Here is a 25,220-nt window from a genome sequence, read left to right as displayed (position 1 = left end):
TGACGTGAGCAACGAAGGCATCAAACAGCTTGCGGAAGCCAACCTCCCGACGCGGTGGGGGCAGTTTCGCATCTACGGGTTTGAAGGCGAATTTCTCCCCGAAGGCGGTGGCGACCTGGAGCCGCGCAAGGAGAGCGCGGTGGCGCTCGTCATGGGCGACATCTCCAAAGGCGCGCCTCTGGTTCGCATCCACTCGCAGTGCCTTACCGGAGACGTCTTTGGCTCCATCCGCTGCGACTGCCGTCAGCAATTCGAGATGGCCATGACGAAGATCGCCGAGCTTGGCTCGGGTGTGCTCATCTACGAGCGGCAGGAAGGCCGTGGCATCGGCCTGATGGCCAAATTGCAGGCCTACGCCCTGCAGGACCAGGGGTTGGACACCGTGGAGGCCAACCTGAAGCTCGGCTTCAAGAGCGACTGCCGCGACTACAAGCTGCCGGTCGGCATTATGAAGGCCCTCGGCCTTACCCAGATTCGCCTGCTCTCGAACAACCCGGAGAAAGTCGCCGCCGTGGAAGAGGCGGGTATCAAGGTCGTCGAGCGCGTCTCGGCCGAAGTGGAGCCGAGCAAGTATGCCAAGCGTTATCTGCGTACCAAGCAGGAGAAGATGGGGCACCTGTTCGGCAAAAAGATGTAACAGGCGCAAGTTGCCCTGCGCCGGAACTTAGGCACTCTTTTCCTCTTTGCGCTGCCATTCTGATCGTAGCGAAGGATCTGCTGTTTCCTTTCTCCGGCCTAACCGAGCACCTTCCGCATCGCGGCCTTTTTCTTCCCCGGCAGCGTCTTCACAGCATTCTTTGAAAGCGCCCGGTAAGCTTCGAGCGCCAGTGGCACCTTGCGCAGCGCGTTCAGGTGTTCGCGCACGGTCTCCACGTCACCACGCCGCAACGGCCCGCTGAAAGCTGCTGCCCCGCCCCGCGCAAAGTAGTTGGCCAGGGTACGTTCAACAATCGGCCGCATCACCTTCCGCAGTTTGTCCGCCCGAATCCCCGCCGCGCCACCGACGGCCTCGGCTGCCGTCAGTTCACTCACCATCATGGGCGAGAGCAGCGCCCCGAAGGCGTGGTACCGGGGCTTGTCCTTGGCCTCGATCTCAAAGGTCTCCGAGCCAAGCGACCGCGCGATGCGACGGGCGGCTGCAACCGCCGCCGCTTCCCCCTCCAAGGCCCAGAAAACGCCTGCGAGCGACGGAGCCTCCCCGGCGACGAACGACATCATCGGATGCGCGCTGGCAATCTTCATCCCCCTCGCTGCGAGCGGAGCCAGCGCCCTGGCAGGTAGCGCGCCACTCGAATGCAGCGCAATCTTCGCCTTCGCGCCGGTCTTAGCCAATTGCCGCGCACAGGCTGCAATCGCCCCATCCGGCACCAGCAGCCAGAGCAGGTCGGCCTTTGGCGGCTCGCCCACTTCTAACGCTTTCGCTCCCACGCGCGCGGCCAAGGCTCGCGCACTGCGGCCTCGGAGCGACTGCACGCTGACAATTTCGTAGCCCTGGGCCTTGAGCAAAACGGCCAGCGCCTGTCCCAAGGCACCGGCACCCACGATTGCAATGGTTGGCTTCTTCACGCCCGCAGGATAGCGCAGCGTCAGGAGCGAATTGAAGATTGAAAATGGAAGAAGGAATATTGCCGAAGGCAAGGCGATTGCCATGGCTCTACCAAGCGGGCACGCCCCCCACTCTCTGCGTCCCGTTTTCCAATCTTCCCTCTTCAATTTCCAATTCTCCCGCTTCCATCTTCGGGATTCCCGCTGCCCGCGCTACTATGAATCCATGCCGAATCGCAAGAAGTCCTCCACTGCCCAGCCAGCCCCCACCTCCAAGTACTCCAAGATTCTCAAGTCGAAGGTTGTATTCAAGAACAAGGTGTTTCGCGTCACCAGCGACGACCTTGTCGAGCCTAGCGGCGTCACCGTGCATCGCGACATCATGCGTCACAACGGCTCGGTGGTCATTGCCGCCCTCGACGAAAGCGGCAAGGAGCCGCGCGTGCTGCTGGAGCGCCAGTACCGCTACGCCGCCGACCGTGAACTGCTGGAACTGCCCGCCGGACGCATCGACGAGGGTGAAGATGCCCTGACGGCCGCCCAGCGCGAGCTGAAGGAAGAGACTGGCTACACCGCCCGGGAGTGGAAGCAGGTACTTTTTTACTACCCCAGCCCAGGATTTATGGACGAAACTCACGTCCTTTTCCTCGCTCGCGACATCAAAAAGGGGAAGGCTTCGCCCGAAGAGGACGAATTCATCACCTCGCGCCTGGTTCCGATCCGCAAGGCCGTCAAGATGGTCATGAACGGAGAGGTTCCCGACGCCAAGACCATTGCCGGGGTGCTGTGGCTGGCGCAACGGCTGGGCTTGAAGTGTTAACTTCCGTAAAATGTCTCGAATTAGGAGACGCGACGTTCTGTGAAACTACGTAACTTAACAACGGGTTGCACATGTTCGTCACATTGACATCCGAAAGCGATTCAAGGCACACTATCGTGGCAGGTCCAATCGCGAATGCAGTACGGGCTCAGCAGCGCTTGATCGAAACCTGATCCTTACCTACACCGTTGGACCGCCGGCAGCCACCGGTATGCAAGGTACGGAGGAACTGGCAAGTGGAACGTCTAAAAGGAACCGTGAAGTGGTTTAACAACGCCAAAGGCTTCGGCTTTATCGGCCGCGAAGATGGTCCGGACGTTTTTGTCCATTACAGCGCGATATCGTCGGATGGCTACAAGAGCTTGCAGGAAGGCGATCAGGTCGAATTCGAGATCGTGGAGGGTCCGAAGGGGCCGCAGGCCGGAAACGTAAGCAAGGTAGCCTAGCCGGTGGCAAAGCGGGATGCACGCACAGGCAGCCCGCTCCATGGGGATGGTGAACACTCAATTTCTGGAAGGAAAGCCCAGCTTCGGCTGGGTTTTCTATTTTTGAACAAACTGTACTCAAGTAACCGCCCTTCTTGATCCTCCTCCCTGCCGAACTCTTCAAATCTTGATTAGAATCTTTCCGTGGACAATCGCGCCCTGGCCTCGATTCTGTATGAAACCGCCGACCTGCTGGAGGTGGCCGGTGCGGACTCGTTCCGCATACGCTCCTACCGCAACGCGGCCGAGGCCATCGAGGGCTGGACGCAGCCTATCGCTTCCATCATCGACGATCCCAAAGCCGTGCTGGAGATCCCCGGCATTGGCAAGGGCATGCTTGCCAACCTGAAGGAGATCTTCACCGAAGGCCACCTCGGCGTACATGAGGACCTGCTGCAGAAGTACCGGCCCTCGATGCTCGAGCTGCTGAAGATCTCCGGCCTGGGGCCGAAGACGATTGCGCTGATCTGGGATGCCTACCAAGTCAGCGATCCGGAAGGTGTGGCGCAACTGGCCCGCGACGGCAAGCTGCGCCTGCTGCCCCGCATGAGTGAAAAGAAAGAGCAGAAGATCCTTCAGTCCATTGAGACCTTCCGCTCCATCTCCGGGCGTTTCCATCTGGATGAAGCCGACCGCACGGCCAGCACGCTGCTCGAGTGGCTGACTGGGATGGAGGGCGTGGATCGCATCACGCCGGCCGGTTCCTTCCGCCGTGGGCGCGAGACCGTCGGCGACTTGGACCTGCTGATTACCGGCCCGTGCTGCGCCTCCAGCGAAGGCCGTGCGCCGGTCATCGAGCGCATTCTGGCCTTCCCCGGCATTGTGGAAGTGCTGGCAAAGGGTGAGAACAAGGTCAGCTTCAAGCTGCGCAGCGGCATGCAGGTGGACGTCCGCCTGCTGTTGCCGGACCACTACGGCGCAGCCATGCAGTACTTCACCGGGTCGAAGTCCCACAACGTGACCTTGCGCCAGCGCGCGCAGAAGATGGGTTTCACGCTCAACGAGTATGGATTATTCCGGGCTGGAGATGACGGCAAGGCCTCTGCCGGCGCCAAGCCGGTTGCCAGCACGACGGAAGAAGAGATTTACAAGAAGCTCGGCTTGGATTGGATTCCGCCCGAGTTGCGCGAGAACAATGGTGAGATTGAGGCGGCCGATGAGCACACGCTGCCAAAGCTGATCGAGCTTGAAGACATTCACGGTGAGATACACATGCACACCGTGGAGACCGACGGTCGCAACACCATTGAGGAGATGGCCGAGGCCTCCCGCGCACGCAGCTATAAGTACATCGCCATCACCGACCACACCAAGAACCTGGCCTTCGCCAATGGGCTGAATGAAAAGCGTGCGGTGCAGCACATTGCGCGCATTCATCGGGTGAACGAGGCGACGGAAGGCATTGAGATACTAGCGGGGGCCGAAGTCGACATTCTCGCCGACGGCTCTCTCGATCTCGACGACGAAGTGCTGGCACAGATGGATGTCGTCATTGCCAGCGTGCACTCGGCGTTCCACCAGTCGCCAGAGCAGATGACCGAAAGGCTGGTGCGCGCGGTCAGCAATCCGTACGTCACCGCGCTCGGGCACCCCACGGGGCGCATCTTGCTGCGGCGCGAGGCTTACAAGTTCGATCTCGAAGCGGTCTTCAAGGCGGCCAAGCAGAATCGTGTCGCCATGGAACTGAACGCCTATCCGGATCGCCTGGACCTGTGCGACGTGCACCTGCGCATGGCCCGCGAGCATGGATTGAAGATCGTCATAAACTGCGATGCGCATAGCACCGCACACTTTGAAATGCTGAAATACGGCGTGTGGCAGGCGCGCCGTGCCTGGCTTACACGCAACGACGTGTTGAACACACTGCCGCTTGCGGAGTTCCGTAAAGCCATAGCACGGGGACCCCAAGAATGAGTTTTCCGATACCCCGGTGGTCGGCGACCAAGCTGGCACCGCCACTGAAACCGCAACGCCGAGCCGTTCAACCGCCCTCGCCTGCCGCGATGATGGCACTGCTTGTGCTGAGTGCGGTCTGCGCCGCAATCTATCTGCCGGCCCTGTTCACCGGGTGGCTGCGCACGGCCCTGGCCGTGGAGTTGATCTGCCCGGCCGCGCTGCTGGCTTACGCCGAGCGCCCCACAACGCCGCGTCTGCTGCTGGCAGCGCTCTCATTCAGCGTCCTCGGAGACATGTCGCTCGGGGTGATCGGCATCATTCCCGTGCCCGCCACCTACCTCTTTGCGACTGCGCTGGTGGCGTTCACGGTGACGCAGGTTTGCTATTTTGCGCTCTTCGCCAAGCACCAGGAGCGGAGGCACCGCTCGGCATTCCGCCGCTTCTCCATGGTCGTCATCGGCGTCCTGTTTCTGTTGGTGATGGCCTTCCTCTGGCCGCTTCTCGGAAAGTTGCGCGTTCTTGTGACGATCTACGCCGCGGCGCTGGCCCTGACGGCCATTGCCGCTCAGCGCTCCTCCATGCCAACCCTGGCTGCGACTGGGGCGCTCATTTTTGGCCTCTCCGATGCCGTCTTTGGGATCGCGCATTTTCATGGCACCTTTTTTGGCGCGGCGGTGCTCATCTGGGGCGGCTACTACGTGGCGCAGCTTTGCATCACGGTCGGCGTTGTCCGCTGGGGAGAGGCCCGGCGGGCCGAAGCGGTTCCGGCCCTCGACGCACAACTCTAACGAGCCATCCTGCCCAGGCGCGTTGGCAGGGCATTCTGATTTACACTGTCCCCTGTGAATGCAGAGATTGTAGCCGTTGGCTCCGAGATGCTGACCCCGTTTCGTCAGGACACCAATTCCCTGTTCCTGACCGGCCAGCTTAATTCGCTTGGAGTCGAAGTCATTGCCAAAACCATTGTGGGTGACAACCGCGAGCACCTGACCGCGGCCGCCCGCATCGCGCTCTCGCGCGCCGATATTGTCGTCTTCAGCGGCGGGCTCGGCCCCACCGAGGACGACCTGACGCGTGAATGCGTGGCCGAAGCGCTCGGCCTGAGCCTGAAACGCGACCCCGCGCTCATCACCGAACTCTATACGCGCTTTGCCGCGCGCCGCACCAAGATGCCGGAGAACAACGCACGGCAGTGCGACGTCATCACCGGCGCGGAAATTCTGCGCAACAACAACGGCACCGCGCCCGGCCAGTACATAGAGATCCTTCACGAAGGTTCGCTGCGCATTGTGGTGCTGCTGCCCGGCCCGCCGTGGGAGCTGGAGCCGATGTTCGCCGAGCAGGCGCTGCCAAGGCTGCGCACTTCGGTGCCGCAGGCGCACATTGCCACCGCTCAGCTGAAGCTCGCGATGGTTCCGGAGTCGCAGGCAGACCAGCGCGGCGCGGCCATTTACAAGAAGTTCCCGAATGTGCAGACCACCATTCTGGCCTCCGCCGGAGAGGTGCAATTCCACCTCCGCGCACAGGCCGCCACGCAGGAAGAAGCCGAATTTCGCGTGGAGGAAGTGGCACAGCAGCTCGAAGAAGAGTTCCAGAACGAGGTCTTCTCCACCGGCCCAGACAACCTTGAACAGATCGTTGGCTACTACCTGCAGATGCGCAACGCCACGGTATCCACCGCCGAGAGTTGCACCGGCGGGCTGGTGGCGCAGCGCCTCACCAGCATCAGCGGAAGCTCGCGCTACTTTCTCGGCGGGCTGGTTGTCTATTCCAACGAGATGAAGAGCCTCTTCTGCAACGTGCCGCCGCTGCTCATCAGCGTGAACGGCGCGGTCAGCAAGGAAGTGGCTGTGGCGCTGGCCGAGGGCGTGCGCAACGAATGCCAGACGACCTATGGCATCGGCATCACGGGCATCGCCGGGCCAACGGGCGGAACCGACGAGAAGCCTGTCGGGCTGGTCTACATTGCGCTGGCCGGCGGCGGAAAGACCGAGGTCGTCGAGCGGCGTTTCCCCGGCGACCGCCAGCGGATACGCTACATTGCCTCGCAGCAGGCGCTGGAGATGCTGCGGCAGAAGCTGGTGTAACGTGCGTCTCTTTGTTGCCCTTGATATTGATGCGGAGATTCGTTCCCGAATCGCGGCCTTCGTGCGCCAGCTCAAGCAGCAAGCGCCCGGCGTGCGCTTTGTCTCCGACACGAGCTACCACGTCACGCTCAAGTTTCTCGGCGAGACTGAAAAGCTCGAAGCCCTCCGCGAACGCCTCCGAAACGTTGAGGCCCCGCCATTCAAGCTGAGCTTCCGCGGGACAGGCTTCTTCCCCGCCGCCGAGCGTGCGCGCGTCTTCTGGGCTGGAATTGAAGCTGGCCCGGAGCTTTCGCAGTTGGCCGCAGCGATCGACCTCGCTGTTTCACCACTCGGATTTCAGCGTGAGAGCGCACCGTTCAAGCCGCACCTGACCCTGGCGCGCAACGGTTCAGGCAACCCGCACAACCGCCACGCTCCGGCGCGGCCCGGCGGATTTCAACAGCTCCAACGCGCACTGGCTTCAATCCAGCCCCCCGAGTTCGGTACAATGACGGCTCAGGAGTTCATCCTCTACGAAAGCCGGCTGGCGCCCTCTGGCGCCGCCTACACCAAGCTGGAGCGCTTTGCCCTGCGCTAGCGACACAAAGGAATCGTGACCCTGACTTACATACTCGTCGCTCTTTTTGCTTATCTGCTCGGCTCGATTCCGTTCGGGTACCTGCTTGTTCGCCTCTTCACCGGCTCCGACGTCCGCAGCGTTGGCAGCGGCAACATTGGCGCCACCAACGTCGCGCGCACCGGTCGCAAGGGACTGGCCATTGCCACGCTCGTGCTCGACGCCGCGAAGGGCTATGTCGCCGTATTCCTGGCACCCGCGCTGGCCTTGATGATCTCCGGCATTGCGCCGGACGCGCGCACCGCTCTGACCTTCCGCGCCGTGGCCGCCATGTGCGCCGTCATCGGGCATATCTTCACCGTGTGGCTCGGCTTCAAGGGCGGCAAGGGCGTTGCCACAGGATTGGGCGTATTTCTGGCGCTGGCTCCGGCCGCAGTTGGAATCGTACTCATCGTCTTCATCGCAATTCTTGCGTTCACGCGCTATGTCTCGCTCGGCTCCATTGTCGCCTCCGGGTTGTTCCCGCTGGTCTTCTGGGCTGTGACGGGCAAGCGCATGACCATACCGGTATTTCTTGCCGCCGCGGTTTCCGCGTTTCTCATCGTCTACCGGCACAAGGAAAACATTCATCGCCTGGCCACCGGCACCGAAAACAAATTCGGTACCCGCAAGGCATAGCTTGTTCGCGCGGAAGCCGCACACCGCGGCATCGCTTTAGAGGGGTTTGCAATGGCTAAGATCGCTGTCATCGGCGCCGGCGCCTGGGGTACGGCACTGGCAATTGTTCTGGGACGCAAGGGCACGCACGACGTTCGCCTGTGGGCCTTCGAAAAGGAAGTGGTCGAGAGCGTCCGTCTGCGCCGCGTCAATGAGCTGTTCCTGCCGGGGCTGGAGGTTCCTGCCAGCGTGAAGCCGACCAACTCACTGGCGGAGGCGCTTGCCGGTGTCGAGCTGGTGCTGAGCGTGATGCCTTCGCACCACGCGCGCCACATCTACACGGACATGCTGCCGCACCTGCGCCCGGAGATGCTGTTTGTCTCCGCCACCAAGGGCATTGAGAACGACACGCTGCTGCGCATGAGCCAGGTCATCCGCGAAGTGACCGCCACCGCCGGCCTGACGCCGCGGCTCGCCGCGCTGAGCGGCCCGACCTTTGCCAAGGAAGTGGCCAAGGGCGACCCGACGGCCATCACGGTGGCTTCCACCGACACGGAGCTGGCGGAGTTCGTGCAGTGCCAATTCAGCGACCCGAATTTCCGCGTCTACCGTAACGAGGACGTGATCGGAACCGAGTTTGGCGGCTCGCTCAAGAACGTCATTGCCATCGCCAGCGGCATTGTGGACGGCCTTGGCCTCGGCTACAACACGGCCTCGGCGCTCATCACGCGCGGACTGGCCGAGATGACGCGCCTGACTGTTGCCTGCGGCGGACGCCTGGAGACCATGGCGGGCCTGGCCGGGCTGGGCGATCTGGTGCTGACCTGCACCGGCGGCCTCTCCCGCAACCGCACCGTGGGCGTGGAGCTGGGCAAGGGCCGCAAGCTGCCGGAGATCATCGCTGGCATGCGCGGCATGGTCGCAGAAGGTGTTCTGACCTGCAACGCCGCCGTGGGACTGGCGAAGAAGATGAACGTTGAGATGCCTATCACCGAGCAGATGTACGAGATTCTGCACAACGGGAAGGCGCCGATGGAGGCCATCCGCGAACTGATGACGCGGCCCTCGACCAGCGAGATTTCGCTGGTGCAGTAGAGAAACACTGTGTCTAACGAACTTATGAGCACCGAGAGGCATCGCTATATCCAGCTCGCATTGCGTTGTATCTGGATAGCGGCATGCCTGTCGGTGCTTATTATTTTTTTGATCTCACCGCTTGACGATGCTTCTTTGGCACTGTTCATTTTCATGTTCGTACTTGCGTATCCCTCTGGCTATCTCACGATAGCAATCGTTCTAGGTGCATTTAAGTTCGATCCGGTAACACGTACAGGATATTTTCTCTTGTGGGGAGCCCTCTTTATCACCGGCTATTTGCAGTGGTTCATAGCCCTGCCTTGGCTAGCTCGCTTATTCCGTAAACGATTTCCTCGAGACCCCATCGGCGGTCCGTCGATTCTTCCGAAGCCGTAGAGCCTAAAGCAGCAGCCGCACCGTCACTTCGTCCTTCCGTCATTTCCTCCACGTCTGTTCCCTGTTGCTCGCTCGGCTCGCCCGTTATAATGACCAAGCAATGTTCAAGTCCTTATTTGGCGGCAAGCAGGAGCCGGAGCAGCAGCCCGAAGCGGCTCAGCCGGAGAAGAAATCGTTTTTCGACCGCATGAAGCAGGCGGTCACGCGCACGCGCGAGTCACTCTCCGAGCGCATTGAGAGCGCCATCGGCCTCCGCAAGGAGATTGACCGCGAGACGCTCGACGAGCTCGAAGCCACACTCATCGGCGCCGATCTCGGCACCACCACCACGCGGGAAGTGCTCGACAAAGTACGCGAGCGCGTGGAGCGCAAGCAGATTGGCGACGTCACCGAGCTGAAGCGCGTGCTGAAGGAAGAATTGCTGGCGATTCTCACCAAGTCCGCCGAGCGCCCCGTGGCGCGTGTGGATGGCGAGCCTGAGGTCATTCTGATCGTCGGCGTGAACGGCGTGGGCAAGACCACCAGCATTGGCAAGCTGGCGCACACGCTGCGCGAGCAGGGCAAGAGCGTGCTGATGGCCGCCGCCGACACCTTCCGCGCCGCCGCCATTGAGCAGCTTGAGGTTTGGGGCGAACGCACCGGCGTCGAGGTGGTTAAGACCAAGGCGGGCGGAGACCCGGCGGCCGTGCTCTATGACGCGCTGCAGGCTGCGAAGTCGCGCAACATTGACGTGGTGATTGTGGATACCGCCGGACGCCTGCACACCAAGAGCAACCTGATGGCCGAGCTGGACAAGATGCGCCGCATCGCCGGACGCATCATTCCGAACGCCCCGCATGAAACCTACCTGGTGATGGACGCCACCACGGGCCAGAACGGCCTGCAGCAGGCGCGCCTGTTCACCGAGTCGGCTGGCGTCACCGGCATCGTGCTCACCAAGCTGGACGGCACGGCGAAGGGCGGCGTCATCGTCGCCATCTCGCGCGAACTCGGCCTGCCCGTGCGCTATGTGGGCGTGGGCGAGAAAGCCGGCGACCTGCTGCCGTTCAACCCCACGGACTTCGTGGAATCTCTGTTCAACTAGGTTTTGCGCTTCACATCGAGGATCATGGCCCGCTCTGCCGACGAAATCTTCCTGGAACAAGCGATCGAACTCGCACGCGCGGGTGTCGGTCTGGCTTCTCCGAACCCGTGTGTCGGCGCCGTCATTGTCGACGAATTGGGCCGCATTCTCGGCCGTGGCACGCATCGCTACGAAGAGAAGAAGCACGCGGAAATCTGGGCGATTGAAGAAGCCGGAGACAAGGCTCGCGGCAATACCCTCTACGTTTCGCTGGAGCCCTGCTGCCACACCGGCCGCACTGGTCCCTGTGCCGACGCCGTGATCAAGGCTGGCATTGCACGTGTGGTCTGCGGCATGGTGGACCCGAACCCGCTGGTTGCCGGGCAAGGCATTGCGCGGCTGCGCGCGGCGGGCATTGAAGTGGAAGTGGCGGAGGGACGTCTGAATGAGGAAGCCCGCAAGCTGAATGAGGCCTTCGCGGTCTACATTCGCTGCCAGCGTCCGTTGGTCACGCTGAAGGCCGCGATGTCGCTCGATGGCAAGATTGCCGCGCGTCCGGCGGACCCAAATGTGCACGTGCTAGGCGCGCCCTCGCAGGCCTCCACCAGCTACATCACCTCGGAGCCCGCGCTGGCGGAGGTTCACCGTCTGCGTCACGCCTCGGACTCCATCCTTGTCGGCGTGGGCACGGTCATCGCCGACAACCCTCTGCTCACCGACCGCAGCGGCCTGCCGCGGCGCCGTCCGCTGACGCGCGTGATCCTGGATTCGCAGCTCCGGCTGCCGCTGGAGAGCCGCGTGGTAAGCACCGCGAATGAAGACGTTGTCGTTTTCTGCTCCTTTGCCGAGGAGAACAAGCGGCGCGCGCTGGAGGACTTCGGCGTACAGGTGGTGCAGGTGCCGCTGGCTGCGGGCAATCTCGGCGGAGAGCCGGGCCCGCACGAAGGCCGTCCACACCTTGGTTCCGTGCTTCACGCGCTCGGCGAAATGAAGATGACTTCCCTGCTGGTGGAAGGCGGCGCCATCGTCAACTGGGCCTTCCTGCGCTCCAGCATGGTCGATAAGCTCCACCTGTTCTACGCGCCCAAAATCTTCGGACCGAGCGGAACAGTGCCGTGGCTTGACGGCCCCGGCGGCTACACGCTGGCCGATAATCTCACTCTGCACAACATCGCGCTGCATCGCCACGGTGACGACTTCGCCGTCGAGGGTTACCTGCGCGATCCCTACTCGGACGACATCGTCTAGATTTTCATTCTTAATTTGGCTCAGCGAATCCGCGCTTCACAGCGCGGCGGGGTGCTATTCGTCGATGTTCTGCGCGTCGACCGGAGGCTCAGGCTCGTCATCGCCGCCGGACTTGCGCAGGTCAAAGTGGTGGAAGGCCCAACTTGTGGCGTAGGTGACAAAGACCGCGATGGCGCTGCCCAATAAGACTTCTCCGGTGCGCATCAGCGCGTTGTATTCAGCCACCTTTGCAGAGTTGTTCATCACGGCCGGAACCATGACGATAGCCACCGTGATGGGCGCAATGCGCCAGCTCACCGGAACCTTCACAACGTCGCTGGAGATGACAACCGCAGCGGCCATGGCAAACAGGATGGTGAAGATGGAGCGGCCGAAGCAGAACAGCATGGTCAAACCTACGCCGCAGCCAATCAGCGTGTTCATCAGGCGGGAGCGGAAGGCGCGCACAGCGGCGTCCACCTCCCGGTCGGTGACCACCACCACGCTGATCATGGCCCAAAGAGGATCGGTGCGCCCCACGCGCTCCAGCAGGAGCCAGGCCAGCGCGCCGCCCATCAGGATACGCAGGCCATAGCGCAGCCCCGGAAGGCGCTGTGCTCGGGCCGCAATGTAACGAACGGATCTCATCCCTTTTTCTAGGATAGCCGTGCCCGGGCCAACACGCCAACTCAGTCCGCCTGTATCGAGGAATGTCGATCCTGTGGTTTAGCGCCGAACCAGCAGCACCGCCACGCTATCGCGGAAGACGACCTGATAGCGCGGATCGCGCTCCAGCGCCTGCGTCAGCGCACGGTCAGGCGCTCCCAGAACCATGCGGGCCGAGGCCAGTTGCGGATCATACTGCGCGCCCGGCACAAGGTTCCAAGTGTCCCAAGAGCGCTCGATCTCTCTGGCTGTGTGCACGTTCGTGCGGCCATCCATCGCCACCGGAATGTCCGGCACGGCGTAGATCAGGAAGCCGCCCCAGTTGAAGTCGTTGAAGATTGGGCCTTGGAGATGGTGCTCGTGAATGGCCGCCACCGCTCCCAGCGGCAGAATGCGCGCCGTGCGTTGCAGAAGCTCACGGCTCGTCGGTGCAATGCAGGTAAATCCAAGCGCGAGCAGCAGCGCGACTGCGCCGCCCAAGGCAATCCGGTGCTCTCTCGGAAGCATCTCATCTTCTGCGTCCTGACGGCGCAATGCCGTGGCAATGATGGCGCAGGACACGATCACCAGCGTCCACAAGTCCCGCTGCGAGCGCAGCCCGAAACCCAGCGCCCAGGCCAGCAGGGCCGCCCACTGCACCCTCGCCCGCGCCATGCGCAGCAGGCTCACCATGGCAAATGCTGCCAGCCCGAAGGCGATCCAGTTCAGCCAGTAATGCGGGTCGGGCGGCTGCGTCTCCACGGCCAGCTGCGCAGGCTGGCTGCCGTAGGTAAAGATCACGCGATAGATCTCCGCACCGTACGGTGTGATGAGCGTGCCGATCGCGCACGCGGCAAGCACCATCCAGCGGAGCGGCACCGGAAGCACATCGTCATCGCGACGCCCCAGTATGCGTTCCAGCAACGGAGCCGCGGCAAAGACTCCCACGGCGAACAAGCCGTAAACAAACTGTATGTGCAGGTTCGCCCACAGGATGAACAGCGGCGGCAGCAGCCATAGCATCCGTGGTGCGTTTCTCCGCTGTGCGCGTTGGAGCAGCAGCAGCAGGAGCGCAAAGAACAACAACGAGAACACGCCTGGACGTGGCGCATAGTTGCGGGCGGTGGCCATGCTCGCCAGCAACGTCAGCCCCGCAGCGGGCCAGAAGCGCCCGCACGCCTCGCGCAGCGACACGAACACCGCCGCCAGCACCGCCACGCACATCATCACCTGGTAGGCAACAATGCCAAGCAGGTCCCAGGCCTGGGCCATCGCATACAGCAGCAGCTCGCAGAGCCAGCTATAGGCAACCCACGGGCGCCCCAGTGTCGGCGCGGAGAAGACGTCGGCGTGCGGTACCGCGTGATGCTGCATAATCCACTCGCCCGTGCGCATGTGCCACCACACGTCGGGGTCATCTACGCTGGCAAAGTGCATGTATTGCAGCGGAAACCAGCACAGGATGAGAGCCAGCACCGCGATCTTCACCCAGTGCGACTCCGCCAACTGCGCCCACGGCGAGCGATCTGCCAACTGCTCTGTCTGCTCCAGCTTCTCCCCCGTCTTCATCACCTATCCCTGATTGCTCGTTGCGGCACTCGAATGTTCTTCTTACTTGCCCGGTTCCAGCTTCAGCGCATCCAATTCCAGAAATTCCCGCACAATCGGAATCTCCGACTGCTCCATTTCCGTTGGAGTGCCAAAGAACACAACCTTCGCCTCGTGCAGGAATAGGATGCGGTCGCCGACTTTGCGGGCCAGCGCCATGTCGTGCGTCACCACAATGCTGGTCAGCTTCAACTGCACTTTCAGCTTCTTGATGAGGTCTCCGAGCAATTGCGCCATCAGCGGGTCCACCATCGTTGTCGGCTCGTCGTAGAGGATGCACTCCGGCTGCGCGGCCAGGGCACGCGCAATCGCCACCGAACGCTTCATGCCGGTTGAGAGGTCGGACGGAAGGTGGTCGCGATACTTGCCCACATTCACCATCTCCAGCAGCCCATCCACAATCTGGTAGATCTCTTCCTCGCTCAAACCGCCGCGTTCGCGCAGAGGAAATGCCACATTCTCGCCCACGGTCAGCGAATCAAAGAGCGCGCCGTTCTGGAAGACCATGGTGACCTTCTTGCGGATGACCTCCAGTTGCTCCTCGGTGTAATCGGTAATGTCTTCATAGGCGACAATGACGCGGCCCGAATCCGGCTTGAGGAAGCCCATGATGTGATGCAGCGAGACGGACTTGCCCACGCCGCTGCGTCCAAGGATGCAGACGGTCTCGCCGGTGCGCACGTCAAAGCTCACGTCGTTGAGTACGACCTTTTCGCCAAAAGCCTTGGAGACGTGCTGAAACTCGATATAAGGGACCGCCTGAGGCTCACCGATTGTGTTACCGGCCATCGTTCCTCTCTCCTGACTCACTGCGCAAAGCCTCGCACTTTGAAAGGGCCGCCCAATCGCCCACAGCGCTATGGTACACGGCATAGCCGGCGCGGATAAGTTGCGGCGCATGTACCTGTGGCGTAACCTGTTTCCGCAACAAAGCGCGGCTTGGCGCGTCTAATATCGAGAGGAGACATTTGTGGAACAAGGCCGCCGCTTTCTGCTCGTTTATTACGACTCGCAGTGTGAGTTCTGTCGCTGGGCGCGCGACTTCGCCGCCCGCCGCGATCTGGCGGGACAAATGGAGTTCATGGATTTTCGTTCCTGTGAGGACGCCTCCATCCCAGCCTCGGAGCTGTTTGGCGCGCTGCATTGCTTTGACACCGGCGGCCAGTGGCACTCGGGCTACGCGGCCATCGTCAAGATTCTCGCCGTGCTCCCTCGATGGAAGCGCGCCGCCTCGGTGATGGCGTTGCCACCCTTCACCTGGGCGGGGCCATGGGTGTACCGGCTGGTTTCACGCAATCGTACCCGGCTCTCTGCACTGATCTCCCGTGTTGCTCCCGTGCCCGTTCCCTGTTCGGAGGGCTGTGAGCAGAAGCAGCAACTTTCAAGCCCCGAAAGGGTTCACTCAAGATAAGCATCCGTTTCCACGGGGTTCTTGCCCCAATCGTCCGCAAGGAGAATGGTTATGAAGCGTTGGTTCTATTTCGTGCTGGTCATTGGCGCTGTGGCTCTGTTGCTCTCCGCCGTGGGATGCAAGAGCAAGCAGCGCAGCGACGACCAGATCAGCATGGACGTCCAGAAGAAAGTTTCCGCCGACCCGGCATTGCAGAACAAGACCGTCAGCGTGCAGGCCGCCAATGGCGTTGTGACCCTAAGTGGCGTGGTGGATTCCGATGCCGCGCGCAACGCGGCCGCCAATGACGCAGCCACGGTGGACGGCGTTCGCACGGTGGTCAACAACGTACAGGTACAGCCAGGTTCCGCGCCCGCGCAGCAGGAGACGGCCGTCTCCCAGCCGCCCGCCGAGCCACAGCCCGCGCAGGCGAGCACGCCGGTTGCCAGCAGCAAGCCCGCTGCGGCCCGCAATCCCCGCCAGGGCGTGAAAGGCAGCAGCAGTCAGGGGCAGACGCAGTACGCGCAGAACAACGTGCCGTATGACACGGTTCCTGTCAGCACATACACCCCGGCACCGGCGGCCGCTCAGCCTGCGCCTCAGGCTCCACAGCGGATCACCATTCCCGAGGGCACCACGCTCGCCGTTCGCCTCATTGATGCTCTCGATACCGAGCGCAACCACGATGGCGACAGCTTCCGCGCCACACTGAATTCCCCGGTGATCATCAACGGCCACGTCGCCATTCCTGCCGATGCCGACTTGCAGGGCCGCGTGGTGGAGGCCAAGAACGCCGCTCACTTTAGCGGCCAGTCCGCGCTCACGCTGGAGTTGACCAAAGTGAGCTACAACGGCCACACCTACACCGTTCAGACCAACGCATGGTCCCGCCAGGGCAAAGCGCGCGGCAAGAACAGCGCGGTGAAGATTGGCGGCGGCGCGGCGCTGGGTTCCATCATTGGAGCCATTGCCGGCGGCGGTAAAGGCGCGGCCATTGGCGGCGTGGTTGGTGCCGGAGCCGGAACTGCGGCGCAGGGCGCTACGCGCGGCGAGCAAGTTCGCCTGGCCCCGGAGACCATGCTGACCTTCCAATTGCATGCTCCGGTGACCGTGCAGCCCTCACCAGCGACCGACCGCAACAGCGGCCGCCAGAAGCTGAACGAGTAGCCTTCACGAACGCAATCGAAGGCGCGGCTTCGGCTGCGCCTTTTCTCATGTTCACGCCGAATGTACCCGTTCCCCGGCTGGCTTCGGTGACAAGGACCCGGCGTTCGGCGCTTTTCGTGCCGGGGGGTACCCAGGCTGCCACATTGCGCCGGGCTGCTGTGCCCGTATAATCCGAATGTCACACCTACACGCGGATGATCTACGAATACTTCATGGTCGGCGTCTTCATGGCCTTCATTCTGGGCCTCTGTTTTGGCAGCTTTCTCAACGTGTGCATCTACCGGATGCCACGCGGAATTTCGGTGGTGCATCCCGGCTCCATGTGCCCCGGATGCCGCAAGCCGATCGCGCCTTACGACAATATTCCGCTGTTCAGCTGGTTCATCCTGCGCGGACGCTGCCGCCGCTGCCACATGCGCATCACCCCGCGCTACTGGATGGTGGAGCTGCTGGTGGCACTGCTCTTCGTGATGTCTTTTTATCTGGAGCTTGGCATCGTTCTGCCAGCCATCCGCGACGCCGTCTTCTGCTTCCTCATCGTGGGACTCATTTTCACTGACGCCGAAACGCAGCTCCTGCCCGATAAGCTGACACTCAACGGTCTCGCATTCGCTCTGGCTTACAGTTGGTTCACGGTCGTGCCCGGTGTCTTCACCCTGTTTGTACAATCCGAGACTCCGGATTGGCGTCTACGCCTAGCCTGGTTCGGAAATTCCGTGCTGGGCGCCGCGGTTGGAGCTGGCTTCATCTATTTTGCGGGATGGGCCTACAAGCTGATCCGCGGCGGAGAGGGCATGGGCTTTGGCGATGTAAAACTGATGGCTATGGTAGGCGCGTTTCTCGGGCCGGGGAACACCGCATTGACGTTGATGCTCGCCTGCGTGGCCGCCGCCTTCTATGGCATCGTGGTACTCTGTGCCATCTTCCTCCAGCGCCGGAAGCGCTATGCGAGAAAGCTCTCAAGCACGGCCGCCAGCACCCGTGCCTGGCGCGCGTCCACCCTGGCTCTTCGCTATCTCCCCATTCCCTTCGGCGTGTTTCTGGGGACCGCTGCCTTGCTGTCGCTGTTTTTCGGCGACTGGATCATTCACGCCTACCTGACTCTGTTCCACATTGCCGCCTGATCTTGTGGCTTATCGCGTGTCGGGTTGCGGAGACTTAGGAATTCGTAACATTTGCGACAAACTTGCTCGCAGTGCCGTTTTTTCCATGTGGGCGTTCCCCGCTTATGCACCCAAGTAACCCCTGCGGTTCCTCCTCGCAATGCGGCAACGAAAATTCGGGCTACAATGCGTGCAGGTGGAGATGATGAAGATAACCACTGTACCTTCCTCATACAAGGCGCTGGCAGTGATGGCATTGGCAATGTTCATGCCCTTATGTGTGTCCGCGCAGTCGACAACGAGCGCAACCAGCAATCAACGGCCTCCTGAGGCGGCGAACACGCAGGAGTCCGCTCCTCTTGGAGATCTGGCACGCCAGCAGCAGTCGGCTTCGCGCGCGAAGTCAAAACGCGTCTACACGACCGAAGACCTTACGGCTCCTGAACCTATCGCCGCGCCCAAGGCTGCCGACGAGAAAGATGCAAAGGACGCAAAGGACGCCGCCTCCAGCGCGGCCCCGGCGGCAGCAGCACCCGCGCCCAAAGCCGCGGCTTCCGAATGGAATGAGAAACTCGCCGCGCAGAGAGCCCGCGTCGCTGACATGGAAAAGCGCGCGACGCAGCTTCAGGATGAACTGAAGTATCGCGTGATGGCCGCGCAGAACAGCAGCAACAAGGATGCCGACATCGCAGCCGCCGCCGGAGTCAAGAACGCACTCGACACTTCCCTGCAGCAACTGACCGACGAACGTGCACGACTCGCGGATATCGAGGAACGCGCTGCTCGCGCAGGCGTCCGTTAGCCCCCCACCCCACTACGGGTTGAAAGGCATGGCCCAACGCCATGCCTTTCTTCTTTTGCTGCACTACCCCACATTTACCTTGCAGACATCCCCCAGGTCGAAGAACAATGCGTTCGCAGCAGCGCATGTCCCAAGGAGCACCCTCTGCCAGACGAGATTCCCCAACTCCGACGGATGATCGAGAAGACCGTGGCTGGCATGACCGCCGAAGACTGGCTCCGTGCCCCATCCGGCAAGTGGTCTGCGGCGGAAATCGCCGAACACCTGGCGCGCGCCTACGGAGGCACCGCTCGCCTCCTGGAGCTGGCGCTGGAGGCTGGAGAGCATCCGCCGTTGGTCCCGGCAACACTTCGGCAACGAGTCGCACAGTTTGTAGTTGTGACAGTGGGATGGCTTCCGCCCGGACTCTCCGCGCCTGAGGCGGTGCGCCCCAAAGGGCTACCGGCCGAGGAAGCATTGCGGCGCCTGCGTGAGAACCTCGACCGGCTGGAACGCTCATTGAGCAACGCCGAGCGAACCTGGGGGCAAGGACCGCTTTCCATGCACCCGATTCTCGGCCCTCTCACGGCCGCACAATGGAGGCGCTTCCACACCGTTCACGGCATGCACCACCTCCGACAGATCCAAGCCCGGCGTGCGCTGAGAGCCTGAACCTCCCCCGCTTTCCGCGCAGCAAAAAGCGGGAGGAAGCTCCTCCCGCTCATCGATGAACCTTAAACTTGCCTAATTCTTTTCTTGAGGATGCTGTTGCCCGGAACCGTTCTCTGCACCCGGGCGGCGTCCGCCCTCGGGCACCTCGTCGTCAGCGCCAATGCTTGTGCCGGTCAGCTTGATCGCCGGAGGATCAAGCAGTCCGGTGGGACAGCTCGCCATCGGATCGGACTCGGCGGCCTTGACGTCTTTCAGGCGATCCAGTGCCTTGTGAACTTCTTTTGCGTCAGGACCATCCGGAAGAATACTCAAGTATTGCTCGAAAGCCTTGCGGGCTTCCGCCTTCTGGCCCAACTTTTCCAGGGAAGCACCGAGGCCGTAGGTTGCCTGAGCGTCTTTTTCCTTGTAGAGCAGCGCTTCGCAGAAGCGGCTCAGAGCGGCCTTGTAGTTCTTCTCGCGCATGTAGTAGTTGCCCACTTCCACGCTCTTCATGGCCTTCATTGGGTCCCAACGCTGCGTCTCATACACGTCCGGAATCTGGGAATTCGGATGACGGCTCACGTCGCCGGAGGGCGCGCGCAGGTCGACCTGCGTCTGCTTGCTGGAACTCTCGGTGGACGGCTGCTTCTTCGTCTTCTTGGCCTTGGACGGCGTGGTCGAGACGGGCTTTTCAGTACCGTCGGGCAGCGGGCCTTCCTGCGCGGACACAAACGCGGCGCAGGCGCACAAGAGCAGGAGCAGGGGCAGCAGACGTTTCATAGGGCGATTGTAACCCGCCAGAACCAGCCGGGCTGCTGATTGGACGCTAAAAAGCGTAAAGGGAGAGCGCCGGGGATGCCGCACGCATCACTGGTGCTCGAAGCGGATGCGGAAGCGCTTGGTCAGGCTGCTGTCCCCGGAGTGGGCCGTAACGGCCAGCGTGGTGGTTTCCGCTGCCGAGCTGTACGGCACACGCATGGTGCCCACGCCATCGGAGCCCGAAGAACTGCGCGCCACAACGCGGTTCGGCTCATCGCTCCAAGCTGCGGAAATCTCCACATCCGAAGCTCTTTGAGGGCCAAGGAAGATGCAGAACTGGAGTACGACCATGCCGCGCTCCATACGCGGTGCGCCGAGGAATTCGATACGCAGGCTGGGAAGAACTTCGATCTTGGGCGTGGCAACCTGCCGCGGACGGGAGGCCGGGGCCTTGGTCTCTACCTGCACATGCATCGGACGCTCGCACGGCTCTGCGCTCAGCTTGCCTTTCGCGGGACGCTGCGGCGCAGGCGCTTCGCTGGTGGCAAGAGTCGCGGCCCAATCACTGGTGGAAACAGCCTCAGCCTGGGCAGCCGGATGTGAAGCACCCGTCTCGCTCAATTCCGTCAGGGGGGCGTTCAGCATCAACGCATCTTCGAGAAAACCGTCGCGGGCCGATTCGATGATCCACTTGTGCTGCGCGCGCAACAGCTCCTGCACATTCTCGTCGTGGTCCGGCTCATAGGGGACCACGCGCTTGCCAATGCAATGCCCATGCACAAAGACCTGCGTCTCCAGAAGCCGCTCCTGGAGGCGCGCCTCGCTCTGCACATGCACCACGTTGCTGCCGACGCGAATATCGGTGTTGAACCCAAAGATCATAGAGACACTAACCCCACCGCTGGACCGCGCGCGGGGAGTACGCAGGTTGGTTCCAAGTGGACAGGCTATTTTCCCCCGTCGTGGCATTTTGCGGCAAGTGGAGATTCCGAAGTCTCAGCCCAGAAGGACAGTGGCCGAAAGTACCTGCTCGCTCGTGCCTCTCCCGGCGGGTTCTGCATGCACTGCCCGGCAGGAATGGCCTCGCTCACCCGCTTCTCAATACCACAGAGAAAGCGCCCGCACGGCCTGTGGATTCTACATCTTGACACTGCTTTCCCTCGACAATAATATTGCCTGTTCCCCTTTGAGGATGGGCGGAAGCACTACAACTCTCTATGGTCGATAACTACTTTGCGCGGTACCTCCCGTTGCTGATGCATACGGTGGTGGCAGCAACGATCGCCATAGCCATCGTCACGCTCTCGTACCTGGTTGGGCAGCACAAGGCCAACAAGGCCAAAATGTCCCCCTACGAGTGTGGCGTTGAGCCCATTGGCGACGTCCGCGGCCGCTTTTCCGTCAAGTTCTATCTGGTGGCCATGCTGTTCATCCTGTTCGACGTGGAAGCGATCTTCATGTACCCGTGGGCCATCCTGTTGCGCGAACTGAAAATGTTCGGTTTCTGGGAGATGCTTGTGTATATCGGCATCGTGCTCGTGGGGTTCTTCTACATCTGGAAGAAGGGCGTGCTGGACTGGAACAAGTCGGCGCGCCATGAGGTCCTGTAAATGGCACTGGAGCCGGCTGTCACCGATCTGGAGCAATTGAAGACCCGTCCCGCGCTGGCATGCCTGCTGGCGTGGAAGCCTGAGGCCGTGCAGGGCGCCAAGTGGGACCGCGACGAACTCACCATCTGGATTGACCCGATTGAGCTGCGTGACGCCTGCCGTCGCCTGCGCGATGACGACACAACACGGTTCATCTTCCTCGCAGACATCACCTCGGTTGACTGGTATCCGGCCGAGCCGCGCTTTGAGGTGATTTACTCTCTGGTCTCACACAAGCTGAAGGAGCGGATTCGGTTGAAGGTGAAGCTCCCCGGACAGGACCCGAATATTGAGTCACTGACCAACTTGTGGCCGGGCGCCAGCCCGTTTGAGCGCGAAGTGTTCGACCTGATGGGCATACGATTCCAGAACCATCCGGACCTGCGACGCATCCTTTTACCTGAGGACTTTGAGGGCAATCCGTTGCGCAAGGACTTCCCGGTTGAGGGCTACCGCTAATGTCGACCCTGAACTTCATTCCGATTGTGCCCGCGACCCGCATCGGCTCCGACCAGACGATGATCCTGAACATGGGCCCGCAGCATCCTTCAACCCACGGCGTGTTGCGTCTGGTGCTTGAGATCGACGGCGAAACCGTCGTGCGCGTCCGGCCTGATATTGGCTACCTGCACACGGGTATTGAGAAGACCTGCGAAGCCAAGTTCTACCAGCAGGTGGTGCCGATGACCGACCGCATCGACTACCTGTGCCCGATGACCAATAATCTGACCTACGTGCTGGCCGTGGAGAAGCTGCTGGGGCTGGAGATTCCGCCGCGCGCGCAGTGGATCCGCGTGATGATGAACGAGCTGACGCGCGTGGCTTCACACCTGGTCTGGCTCGGAACGCACGCTCTGGACATTGGCGCGATGACGGTGTTCCTCTACTGCTTCCGCGAACGCGAAACCATTCTCACCTTCTTCGAGAAGCTGACGGGGCAGCGCATGATGACCTCGTATTTCCGCATCGGCGGCGTGAGCCTCGATCTTCCGCTCGGCTTCACCGAGGAGTTGAAGAAGTTCGTTGACCGCTTCCCTGCCTGCGTGGACGAGTACGAGAACCTGCTGACCGAGAACCCCATCTGGAAAGAACGCACGCAGGGTGTGGCGAAAATCACTACGGAAGATGCGTTTGCCCTGCTGCTGAGCGGCCCCACGGCGCGCGGCAGCGGCATTGACTGGGACCTGCGGCGCGACATGCCGTACTCCGGTTACGAGAATTTCAAATTCAAGGTTCAGGTGGCAACCGAAGGCGACGTTTACGCGCGTTACAAGGTGCGCGTGGCTGAGATGCGCGAGTCCATCGGCATTGTGAAGCAGGCGCTCGAAGGGCTGCCGGAAGGCGCAATCAAGGCCGACGCGCCCAAGGTTGTGCTGCCCGACCGAGAGAAGATGAAGACGCAGATGGAGTCGCTGATCCATCACTTCAAGATCATCACGGAAGGCTTTACGGTTCCGCCCGGCGAGGTTTACCAAGGCGTGGAATCGCCACGCGGCGAGATGGGCTACTACGTCAACAGCGACGGCACGGCCAAGCCGTACCGTGTGCATATGCGCAGCCCTTCGTTCGCGAACCTGAACGCCATACCCGTGATGTGCGAAGGCGGGCTGCTGGCCGATGTGGTGGCGGCTATTGGCAGCATCGACATTGTGCTGGGAGACGTGGACCGCTAAGGCCCTCCCCGGCAATTGAGTTTCTGATTCGTGCGGACCGCGTGCAGTCCGCCAGTGAGACCCGACCGACCATGAACTTTTCGGAGCAACTCGAAGCCCGCTTTGCCGACATGGCAACGCACTACCCGACCAAGCGCTCGCTGCTGGTGCCGTTCCTGCTCTACGTGCAGGACGAACTTGGCTACCTGACTGACGAGGCCATTGACGAAATCGCGCAGCGGCTGGAGATCACCAGCCTCGACGTGCGCAACGTCATCAGCTACTACTCCATGCTGCGCACCAAGCCGGCGGGCAAATACAACGTGCAGGTGTGCACCAACATCTGCTGCCTGCTGCGCGGTGGCGAAGAGATGCTGAAACACGTGCGCGAAAAGCTGGGCGTGGCGGTGAACAAGGGCGTCACGGAGGATGGCATGTTCAGCGTGGAGGAAGTTGAGTGCATTGGAGCGTGCAGTTGGGCGCCCGCCATGCAGGTCAACTATGACTTCCACGAGAACCTGACGCCGGAAAAGATCGATCAGATTCTGGACGAATATCGCAAGAAGGCGGAGCACTAGATTTTCGAATTTTCGGATTGCAACATTTTCGAATTGAAGTTTGGCCATACTGCTGGCGCATTTGAAATTCGAAGATATTGAAATTCGACAATTCACGAATTCAAAGCTATGGCGACTTTGGTTTCACATCCCGATGAGGTGAAGATCGTCTCCCGGCGCTTTGGCATGGGAGCCGCCAACATCGACCGCTACCTGGAACTGGACGGCTACAAGGCCGTGCAGAAGGCGCTGGCGCTGGGCGTGGACGGCATTATTGCCGAGATGAAGGCCAGCAACCTCCGCGGACGCGGCGGCGCGGGCTTCCCCACGGGCATGAAGTGGTCCTTCGTGCCCAAGCAGAGCGAGAAGCCGAAGTACGTGCTCTGCAACGGCGACGAGAGCGAGCCGGGCACCTGCAAGGACCGGCTGATCTTCGAGCACGATCCGCACTCGGTCATCGAGGGCGTGATGATTGCCGCAATTGCCACCGGCGCGCACAAGGGCTACATCTACATTCGCGGCGAGTACCGCTACCTGCTGGAGATCATGCAGAAGGCGATTGCCGACGCCTATGCCAAGGGCTTCCTGGGCAAGAACATCTTCGGCTCCGGCTACGATCTTGACATTTACTGGCACGGCGGCGCGGGCGCCTACGAAGTGGGAGAAGAGAGCGCGCTGATGGAATCGCTGGAAGGCAAGCGCGGCGTGCCGCGCATCCGTCCACCGTTCCCTGCCGTCGTAGGGCTCTGGGGCGGACCGACCGTCATCAACAACGCGGAAACTCTCGCGACCGTGCCGCACGTGCTGATGATGGGCGGCGAGGCCTACGCCAACGTGGGTGTGCCGCGCAACGGCGGAACCCGCCTGTTCTCGCTCAGCGGACACGTGGAGCGGCCGGGCGTTTATGAAATGCCGCTGGGCTACAACCTGAAGAAGCTGATTTACGAAGTTGCGGGCGGCGTGCGTGGCGGACGCAAGCTGAAGGCCGTGGTTCCGGGCGGAAGCTCGACACCGTGCCTGACCGCCGAAGAGTTGGACGTGGCGCTCGACTTCGATTCGATGATGCGCGCCGGAACCATGCTCGGCTCCGGCGGCGTCTGCGTCATCGACGACCAGACCTGCATTGTGAAGTTCGCGCTGCGAACCATTCAGTTCTATCGCCACGAAAGCTGCGGCTGGTGCATTCCCTGCCGCGAAGGAACCGACTGGCTCAACAAAACGATGCACCGCTTCCACGCCGGCGGCGGCGTGAGCAAGGACATCGACAACCTGCGTTACCTGGCCGAGAACATGCTGGGCCGCACCTTCTGCCCGCTGGGCGATGCGGCGGCCATGCCGATGATCGGCTTCGTCAAGAAATTCAGAGAAGAGTTCGAAGCGCACCTTGACGGGCGTCCCTGCCCGTTCGAGGCGCATACCATCTCACAGTTGCCGGTGCTTAGCCGTTAG

28 protein-coding genes are annotated in these 25,220 nt (G+C 61.7%); 22 read left to right on the top strand and 6 right to left on the bottom strand.

Features of this window, described 5'->3' with window-relative positions; translation table 11 throughout:
• The first annotated feature begins 4 nt into the window (after positions 1-4).
• Positions 5-637 carry a GTP cyclohydrolase II gene (gene ribA, locus AC6IZO_RS04860; protein ID WP_497808546.1) on the top strand — a complete coding sequence of 211 codons (633 nt, stop codon included), beginning with the start codon at positions 5-7 and terminating at the stop codon, positions 635-637.
• Between the two features lie 98 nt (positions 638-735).
• On the opposite strand, the gene AC6IZO_RS04855 is transcribed toward ribA, so the two are convergent.
• Entirely contained in the window at positions 736-1,650 is a 915-nt protein-coding gene (locus AC6IZO_RS04855) for a DUF2520 domain-containing protein (protein ID WP_497808544.1), read from the bottom strand.
• Positions 1,651-1,771: 121 nt separating this feature from the next.
• On the opposite strand from AC6IZO_RS04855, the gene AC6IZO_RS04850 reads away from it, so the two are divergent.
• The 11 genes from AC6IZO_RS04850 to ribD all read left to right on the top strand — a co-directional run bounded on the left by AC6IZO_RS04850 (position 1,772) and on the right by ribD (position 11,830).
• Positions 1,772-2,365 carry an NUDIX hydrolase gene (locus AC6IZO_RS04850; RefSeq protein WP_497808542.1) on the top strand — a complete coding sequence of 198 codons (594 nt, stop codon included), beginning with the start codon at positions 1,772-1,774 and terminating at the stop codon, positions 2,363-2,365.
• Positions 2,366-2,601: 236 nt separating this feature from the next.
• On the top strand, positions 2,602-2,811 hold the full coding sequence (locus AC6IZO_RS04845; protein WP_497808540.1) for a cold shock domain-containing protein: 210 nt from the start codon (positions 2,602-2,604) through the stop codon (positions 2,809-2,811).
• 183 nt (positions 2,812-2,994) lie between these two features.
• On the top strand, positions 2,995-4,764 hold the full coding sequence (polX, locus tag AC6IZO_RS04840; RefSeq protein ID WP_497808538.1) for a DNA polymerase/3'-5' exonuclease PolX: 1,770 nt from the start codon (positions 2,995-2,997) through the stop codon (positions 4,762-4,764).
• 89 nt (positions 4,765-4,853) lie between these two features.
• On the top strand, positions 4,854-5,534 hold the full coding sequence (locus AC6IZO_RS04835) for a lysoplasmalogenase family protein (protein ID WP_497808536.1): 681 nt from the start codon (positions 4,854-4,856) through the stop codon (positions 5,532-5,534).
• A 54-nt stretch (positions 5,535-5,588) separates the two neighbouring features.
• Positions 5,589-6,833 carry a competence/damage-inducible protein A gene (locus tag AC6IZO_RS04830; protein WP_497808534.1) on the top strand — a complete coding sequence of 415 codons (1,245 nt, stop codon included), beginning with the start codon at positions 5,589-5,591 and terminating at the stop codon, positions 6,831-6,833.
• A 1-nt stretch (position 6,834) separates the two neighbouring features.
• Entirely contained in the window at positions 6,835-7,410 is a 576-nt protein-coding gene (gene thpR, locus AC6IZO_RS04825) for an RNA 2',3'-cyclic phosphodiesterase (protein WP_497808532.1), read from the top strand.
• A 15-nt stretch (positions 7,411-7,425) separates the two neighbouring features.
• Positions 7,426-8,067: a glycerol-3-phosphate 1-O-acyltransferase PlsY gene (gene plsY, locus AC6IZO_RS04820; RefSeq protein WP_497808530.1), complete on the top strand. Its 642-nt coding sequence runs from the start codon at positions 7,426-7,428 to the stop codon at positions 8,065-8,067.
• 51 nt (positions 8,068-8,118) lie between these two features.
• The gene (locus tag AC6IZO_RS04815) at positions 8,119-9,141 is read left to right on the top strand and encodes an NAD(P)H-dependent glycerol-3-phosphate dehydrogenase (RefSeq protein WP_497808528.1); all 1,023 of its coding nucleotides are present in this window, start codon (positions 8,119-8,121) and stop codon (positions 9,139-9,141) included.
• A gap of 9 nt (positions 9,142-9,150) precedes the next feature.
• The gene (locus AC6IZO_RS04810; protein WP_497808526.1) at positions 9,151-9,519 is read left to right on the top strand and encodes a hypothetical protein; all 369 of its coding nucleotides are present in this window, start codon (positions 9,151-9,153) and stop codon (positions 9,517-9,519) included.
• Positions 9,520-9,619: 100 nt separating this feature from the next.
• The gene (gene ftsY / locus AC6IZO_RS04805) at positions 9,620-10,603 is read left to right on the top strand and encodes a signal recognition particle-docking protein FtsY (protein WP_497808524.1); all 984 of its coding nucleotides are present in this window, start codon (positions 9,620-9,622) and stop codon (positions 10,601-10,603) included.
• Between the two features lie 24 nt (positions 10,604-10,627).
• Entirely contained in the window at positions 10,628-11,830 is a 1,203-nt protein-coding gene (gene ribD, locus AC6IZO_RS04800) for a bifunctional diaminohydroxyphosphoribosylaminopyrimidine deaminase/5-amino-6-(5-phosphoribosylamino)uracil reductase RibD (protein ID WP_497808522.1), read from the top strand.
• A gap of 54 nt (positions 11,831-11,884) precedes the next feature.
• On the opposite strand, the gene AC6IZO_RS04795 is transcribed toward ribD, so the two are convergent.
• The 3 genes from AC6IZO_RS04795 to AC6IZO_RS04785 all read right to left on the bottom strand — a co-directional run bounded on the left by AC6IZO_RS04795 (position 11,885) and on the right by AC6IZO_RS04785 (position 14,851).
• Entirely contained in the window at positions 11,885-12,457 is a 573-nt protein-coding gene (locus AC6IZO_RS04795; protein ID WP_497808520.1) for an FUSC family protein, read from the bottom strand.
• Positions 12,458-12,535: 78 nt separating this feature from the next.
• On the bottom strand, positions 12,536-14,023 hold the full coding sequence (locus AC6IZO_RS04790) for a hypothetical protein (RefSeq protein ID WP_497808518.1): 1,488 nt from the start codon (positions 14,021-14,023) through the stop codon (positions 12,536-12,538).
• A gap of 42 nt (positions 14,024-14,065) precedes the next feature.
• Positions 14,066-14,851, bottom strand: a complete 786-nt coding sequence (locus AC6IZO_RS04785; protein WP_497808517.1) for an ABC transporter ATP-binding protein — start codon at positions 14,849-14,851, stop codon at positions 14,066-14,068.
• A gap of 181 nt (positions 14,852-15,032) precedes the next feature.
• On the opposite strand from AC6IZO_RS04785, the gene AC6IZO_RS04780 reads away from it, so the two are divergent.
• The 5 genes from AC6IZO_RS04780 to AC6IZO_RS04760 all read left to right on the top strand — a co-directional run bounded on the left by AC6IZO_RS04780 (position 15,033) and on the right by AC6IZO_RS04760 (position 19,175).
• The gene (locus AC6IZO_RS04780) at positions 15,033-15,473 is read left to right on the top strand and encodes a thiol-disulfide oxidoreductase DCC family protein (protein ID WP_497808515.1); all 441 of its coding nucleotides are present in this window, start codon (positions 15,033-15,035) and stop codon (positions 15,471-15,473) included.
• A gap of 51 nt (positions 15,474-15,524) precedes the next feature.
• Positions 15,525-16,619 carry a BON domain-containing protein gene (locus AC6IZO_RS04775; RefSeq protein ID WP_497808513.1) on the top strand — a complete coding sequence of 365 codons (1,095 nt, stop codon included), beginning with the start codon at positions 15,525-15,527 and terminating at the stop codon, positions 16,617-16,619.
• Between the two features lie 194 nt (positions 16,620-16,813).
• Positions 16,814-17,743, top strand: a complete 930-nt coding sequence (locus AC6IZO_RS04770; RefSeq protein ID WP_497808511.1) for a prepilin peptidase — start codon at positions 16,814-16,816, stop codon at positions 17,741-17,743.
• A gap of 181 nt (positions 17,744-17,924) precedes the next feature.
• Positions 17,925-18,524 (top strand): hypothetical protein, encoded by a 600-nt coding sequence (locus tag AC6IZO_RS04765; protein ID WP_497808509.1) that lies wholly within the window; start codon positions 17,925-17,927, stop codon positions 18,522-18,524.
• Between the two features lie 174 nt (positions 18,525-18,698).
• Positions 18,699-19,175: a DinB family protein gene (locus AC6IZO_RS04760; RefSeq protein WP_497808507.1), complete on the top strand. Its 477-nt coding sequence runs from the start codon at positions 18,699-18,701 to the stop codon at positions 19,173-19,175.
• A 72-nt stretch (positions 19,176-19,247) separates the two neighbouring features.
• On the opposite strand, the gene AC6IZO_RS04755 is transcribed toward AC6IZO_RS04760, so the two are convergent.
• Both AC6IZO_RS04755 and AC6IZO_RS04750 read right to left on the bottom strand, forming a co-directional pair.
• Positions 19,248-19,934: a tetratricopeptide repeat protein gene (locus AC6IZO_RS04755; RefSeq protein ID WP_497808505.1), complete on the bottom strand. Its 687-nt coding sequence runs from the start codon at positions 19,932-19,934 to the stop codon at positions 19,248-19,250.
• 87 nt (positions 19,935-20,021) lie between these two features.
• A complete protein-coding gene (locus tag AC6IZO_RS04750; RefSeq protein ID WP_497808503.1) occupies positions 20,022-20,795 on the bottom strand; it encodes a hypothetical protein in 774 nt (257 codons plus the stop codon).
• A 335-nt stretch (positions 20,796-21,130) separates the two neighbouring features.
• On the opposite strand from AC6IZO_RS04750, the gene AC6IZO_RS04745 reads away from it, so the two are divergent.
• From AC6IZO_RS04745 to nuoF, 5 genes are all read left to right on the top strand, one after another.
• A complete protein-coding gene (locus tag AC6IZO_RS04745) occupies positions 21,131-21,523 on the top strand; it encodes an NADH-quinone oxidoreductase subunit A (protein WP_497808501.1) in 393 nt (130 codons plus the stop codon).
• Positions 21,524-22,021, top strand: coding sequence for an NADH-quinone oxidoreductase subunit C (locus AC6IZO_RS04740; protein ID WP_497808499.1), 498 nt, complete (start codon positions 21,524-21,526; stop codon positions 22,019-22,021).
• Complete coding sequence (gene nuoD / locus AC6IZO_RS04735) at positions 22,021-23,235, top strand: NADH dehydrogenase (quinone) subunit D (protein WP_497808497.1); 1,215 nt, start codon at positions 22,021-22,023, stop codon at positions 23,233-23,235. Before AC6IZO_RS04740 ends, nuoD begins: the two co-directional genes overlap by 1 nt.
• Positions 23,236-23,306: 71 nt before the next feature.
• Positions 23,307-23,792: an NADH-quinone oxidoreductase subunit NuoE family protein gene (locus tag AC6IZO_RS04730; RefSeq protein WP_497808495.1), complete on the top strand. Its 486-nt coding sequence runs from the start codon at positions 23,307-23,309 to the stop codon at positions 23,790-23,792.
• Between the two features lie 108 nt (positions 23,793-23,900).
• Complete coding sequence (nuoF, locus tag AC6IZO_RS04725) at positions 23,901-25,220, top strand: NADH-quinone oxidoreductase subunit NuoF (RefSeq protein WP_497808493.1); 1,320 nt, start codon at positions 23,901-23,903, stop codon at positions 25,218-25,220.

The organism is Oryzophilus luti, assembly GCF_059726245.1.
Note: the sequence above shows the minus strand (reverse complement) of the source record. Positions and strands in the feature narration are given on the sequence as shown.

Coding starts and splice junctions, on each gene's coding strand:
- AC6IZO_RS04775 (WP_497808513.1), top strand. CDS start 15,525: ATGAAGCGTTGGTTCTATTTCGTGCTGGTCATTGGCGCTGTGGCTCTG.
- AC6IZO_RS04785 (WP_497808517.1), bottom strand. CDS start 14,851: ATGGCCGGTAACACAATCGGTGAGCCTCAGGCGGTCCCTTATATCGAG.
- AC6IZO_RS04790 (WP_497808518.1), bottom strand. CDS start 14,023: ATGAAGACGGGGGAGAAGCTGGAGCAGACAGAGCAGTTGGCAGATCGC.
- nuoF (WP_497808493.1), top strand. CDS start 23,901: ATGGCGACTTTGGTTTCACATCCCGATGAGGTGAAGATCGTCTCCCGG.
- AC6IZO_RS04760 (WP_497808507.1), top strand. CDS start 18,699: ATGATCGAGAAGACCGTGGCTGGCATGACCGCCGAAGACTGGCTCCGT.
- AC6IZO_RS04740 (WP_497808499.1), top strand. CDS start 21,524: ATGGCACTGGAGCCGGCTGTCACCGATCTGGAGCAATTGAAGACCCGT.
- AC6IZO_RS04745 (WP_497808501.1), top strand. CDS start 21,131: ATGGTCGATAACTACTTTGCGCGGTACCTCCCGTTGCTGATGCATACG.
- AC6IZO_RS04795 (WP_497808520.1), bottom strand. CDS start 12,457: ATGAGATCCGTTCGTTACATTGCGGCCCGAGCACAGCGCCTTCCGGGG.
- AC6IZO_RS04850 (WP_497808542.1), top strand. CDS start 1,772: ATGCCGAATCGCAAGAAGTCCTCCACTGCCCAGCCAGCCCCCACCTCC.
- AC6IZO_RS04750 (WP_497808503.1), bottom strand. CDS start 20,795: ATGATCTTTGGGTTCAACACCGATATTCGCGTCGGCAGCAACGTGGTG.
- AC6IZO_RS04855 (WP_497808544.1), bottom strand. CDS start 1,650: ATGGCAATCGCCTTGCCTTCGGCAATATTCCTTCTTCCATTTTCAATC.
- AC6IZO_RS04835 (WP_497808536.1), top strand. CDS start 4,854: ATGATGGCACTGCTTGTGCTGAGTGCGGTCTGCGCCGCAATCTATCTG.
- nuoD (WP_497808497.1), top strand. CDS start 22,021: ATGTCGACCCTGAACTTCATTCCGATTGTGCCCGCGACCCGCATCGGC.
- AC6IZO_RS04765 (WP_497808509.1), top strand. CDS start 17,925: ATGATGAAGATAACCACTGTACCTTCCTCATACAAGGCGCTGGCAGTG.
- ftsY (WP_497808524.1), top strand. CDS start 9,620: ATGTTCAAGTCCTTATTTGGCGGCAAGCAGGAGCCGGAGCAGCAGCCC.
- AC6IZO_RS04770 (WP_497808511.1), top strand. CDS start 16,814: ATGATCTACGAATACTTCATGGTCGGCGTCTTCATGGCCTTCATTCTG.
- AC6IZO_RS04815 (WP_497808528.1), top strand. CDS start 8,119: ATGGCTAAGATCGCTGTCATCGGCGCCGGCGCCTGGGGTACGGCACTG.
- AC6IZO_RS04730 (WP_497808495.1), top strand. CDS start 23,307: ATGAACTTTTCGGAGCAACTCGAAGCCCGCTTTGCCGACATGGCAACG.
- AC6IZO_RS04755 (WP_497808505.1), bottom strand. CDS start 19,934: ATGAAACGTCTGCTGCCCCTGCTCCTGCTCTTGTGCGCCTGCGCCGCG.
- ribD (WP_497808522.1), top strand. CDS start 10,628: ATGGCCCGCTCTGCCGACGAAATCTTCCTGGAACAAGCGATCGAACTC.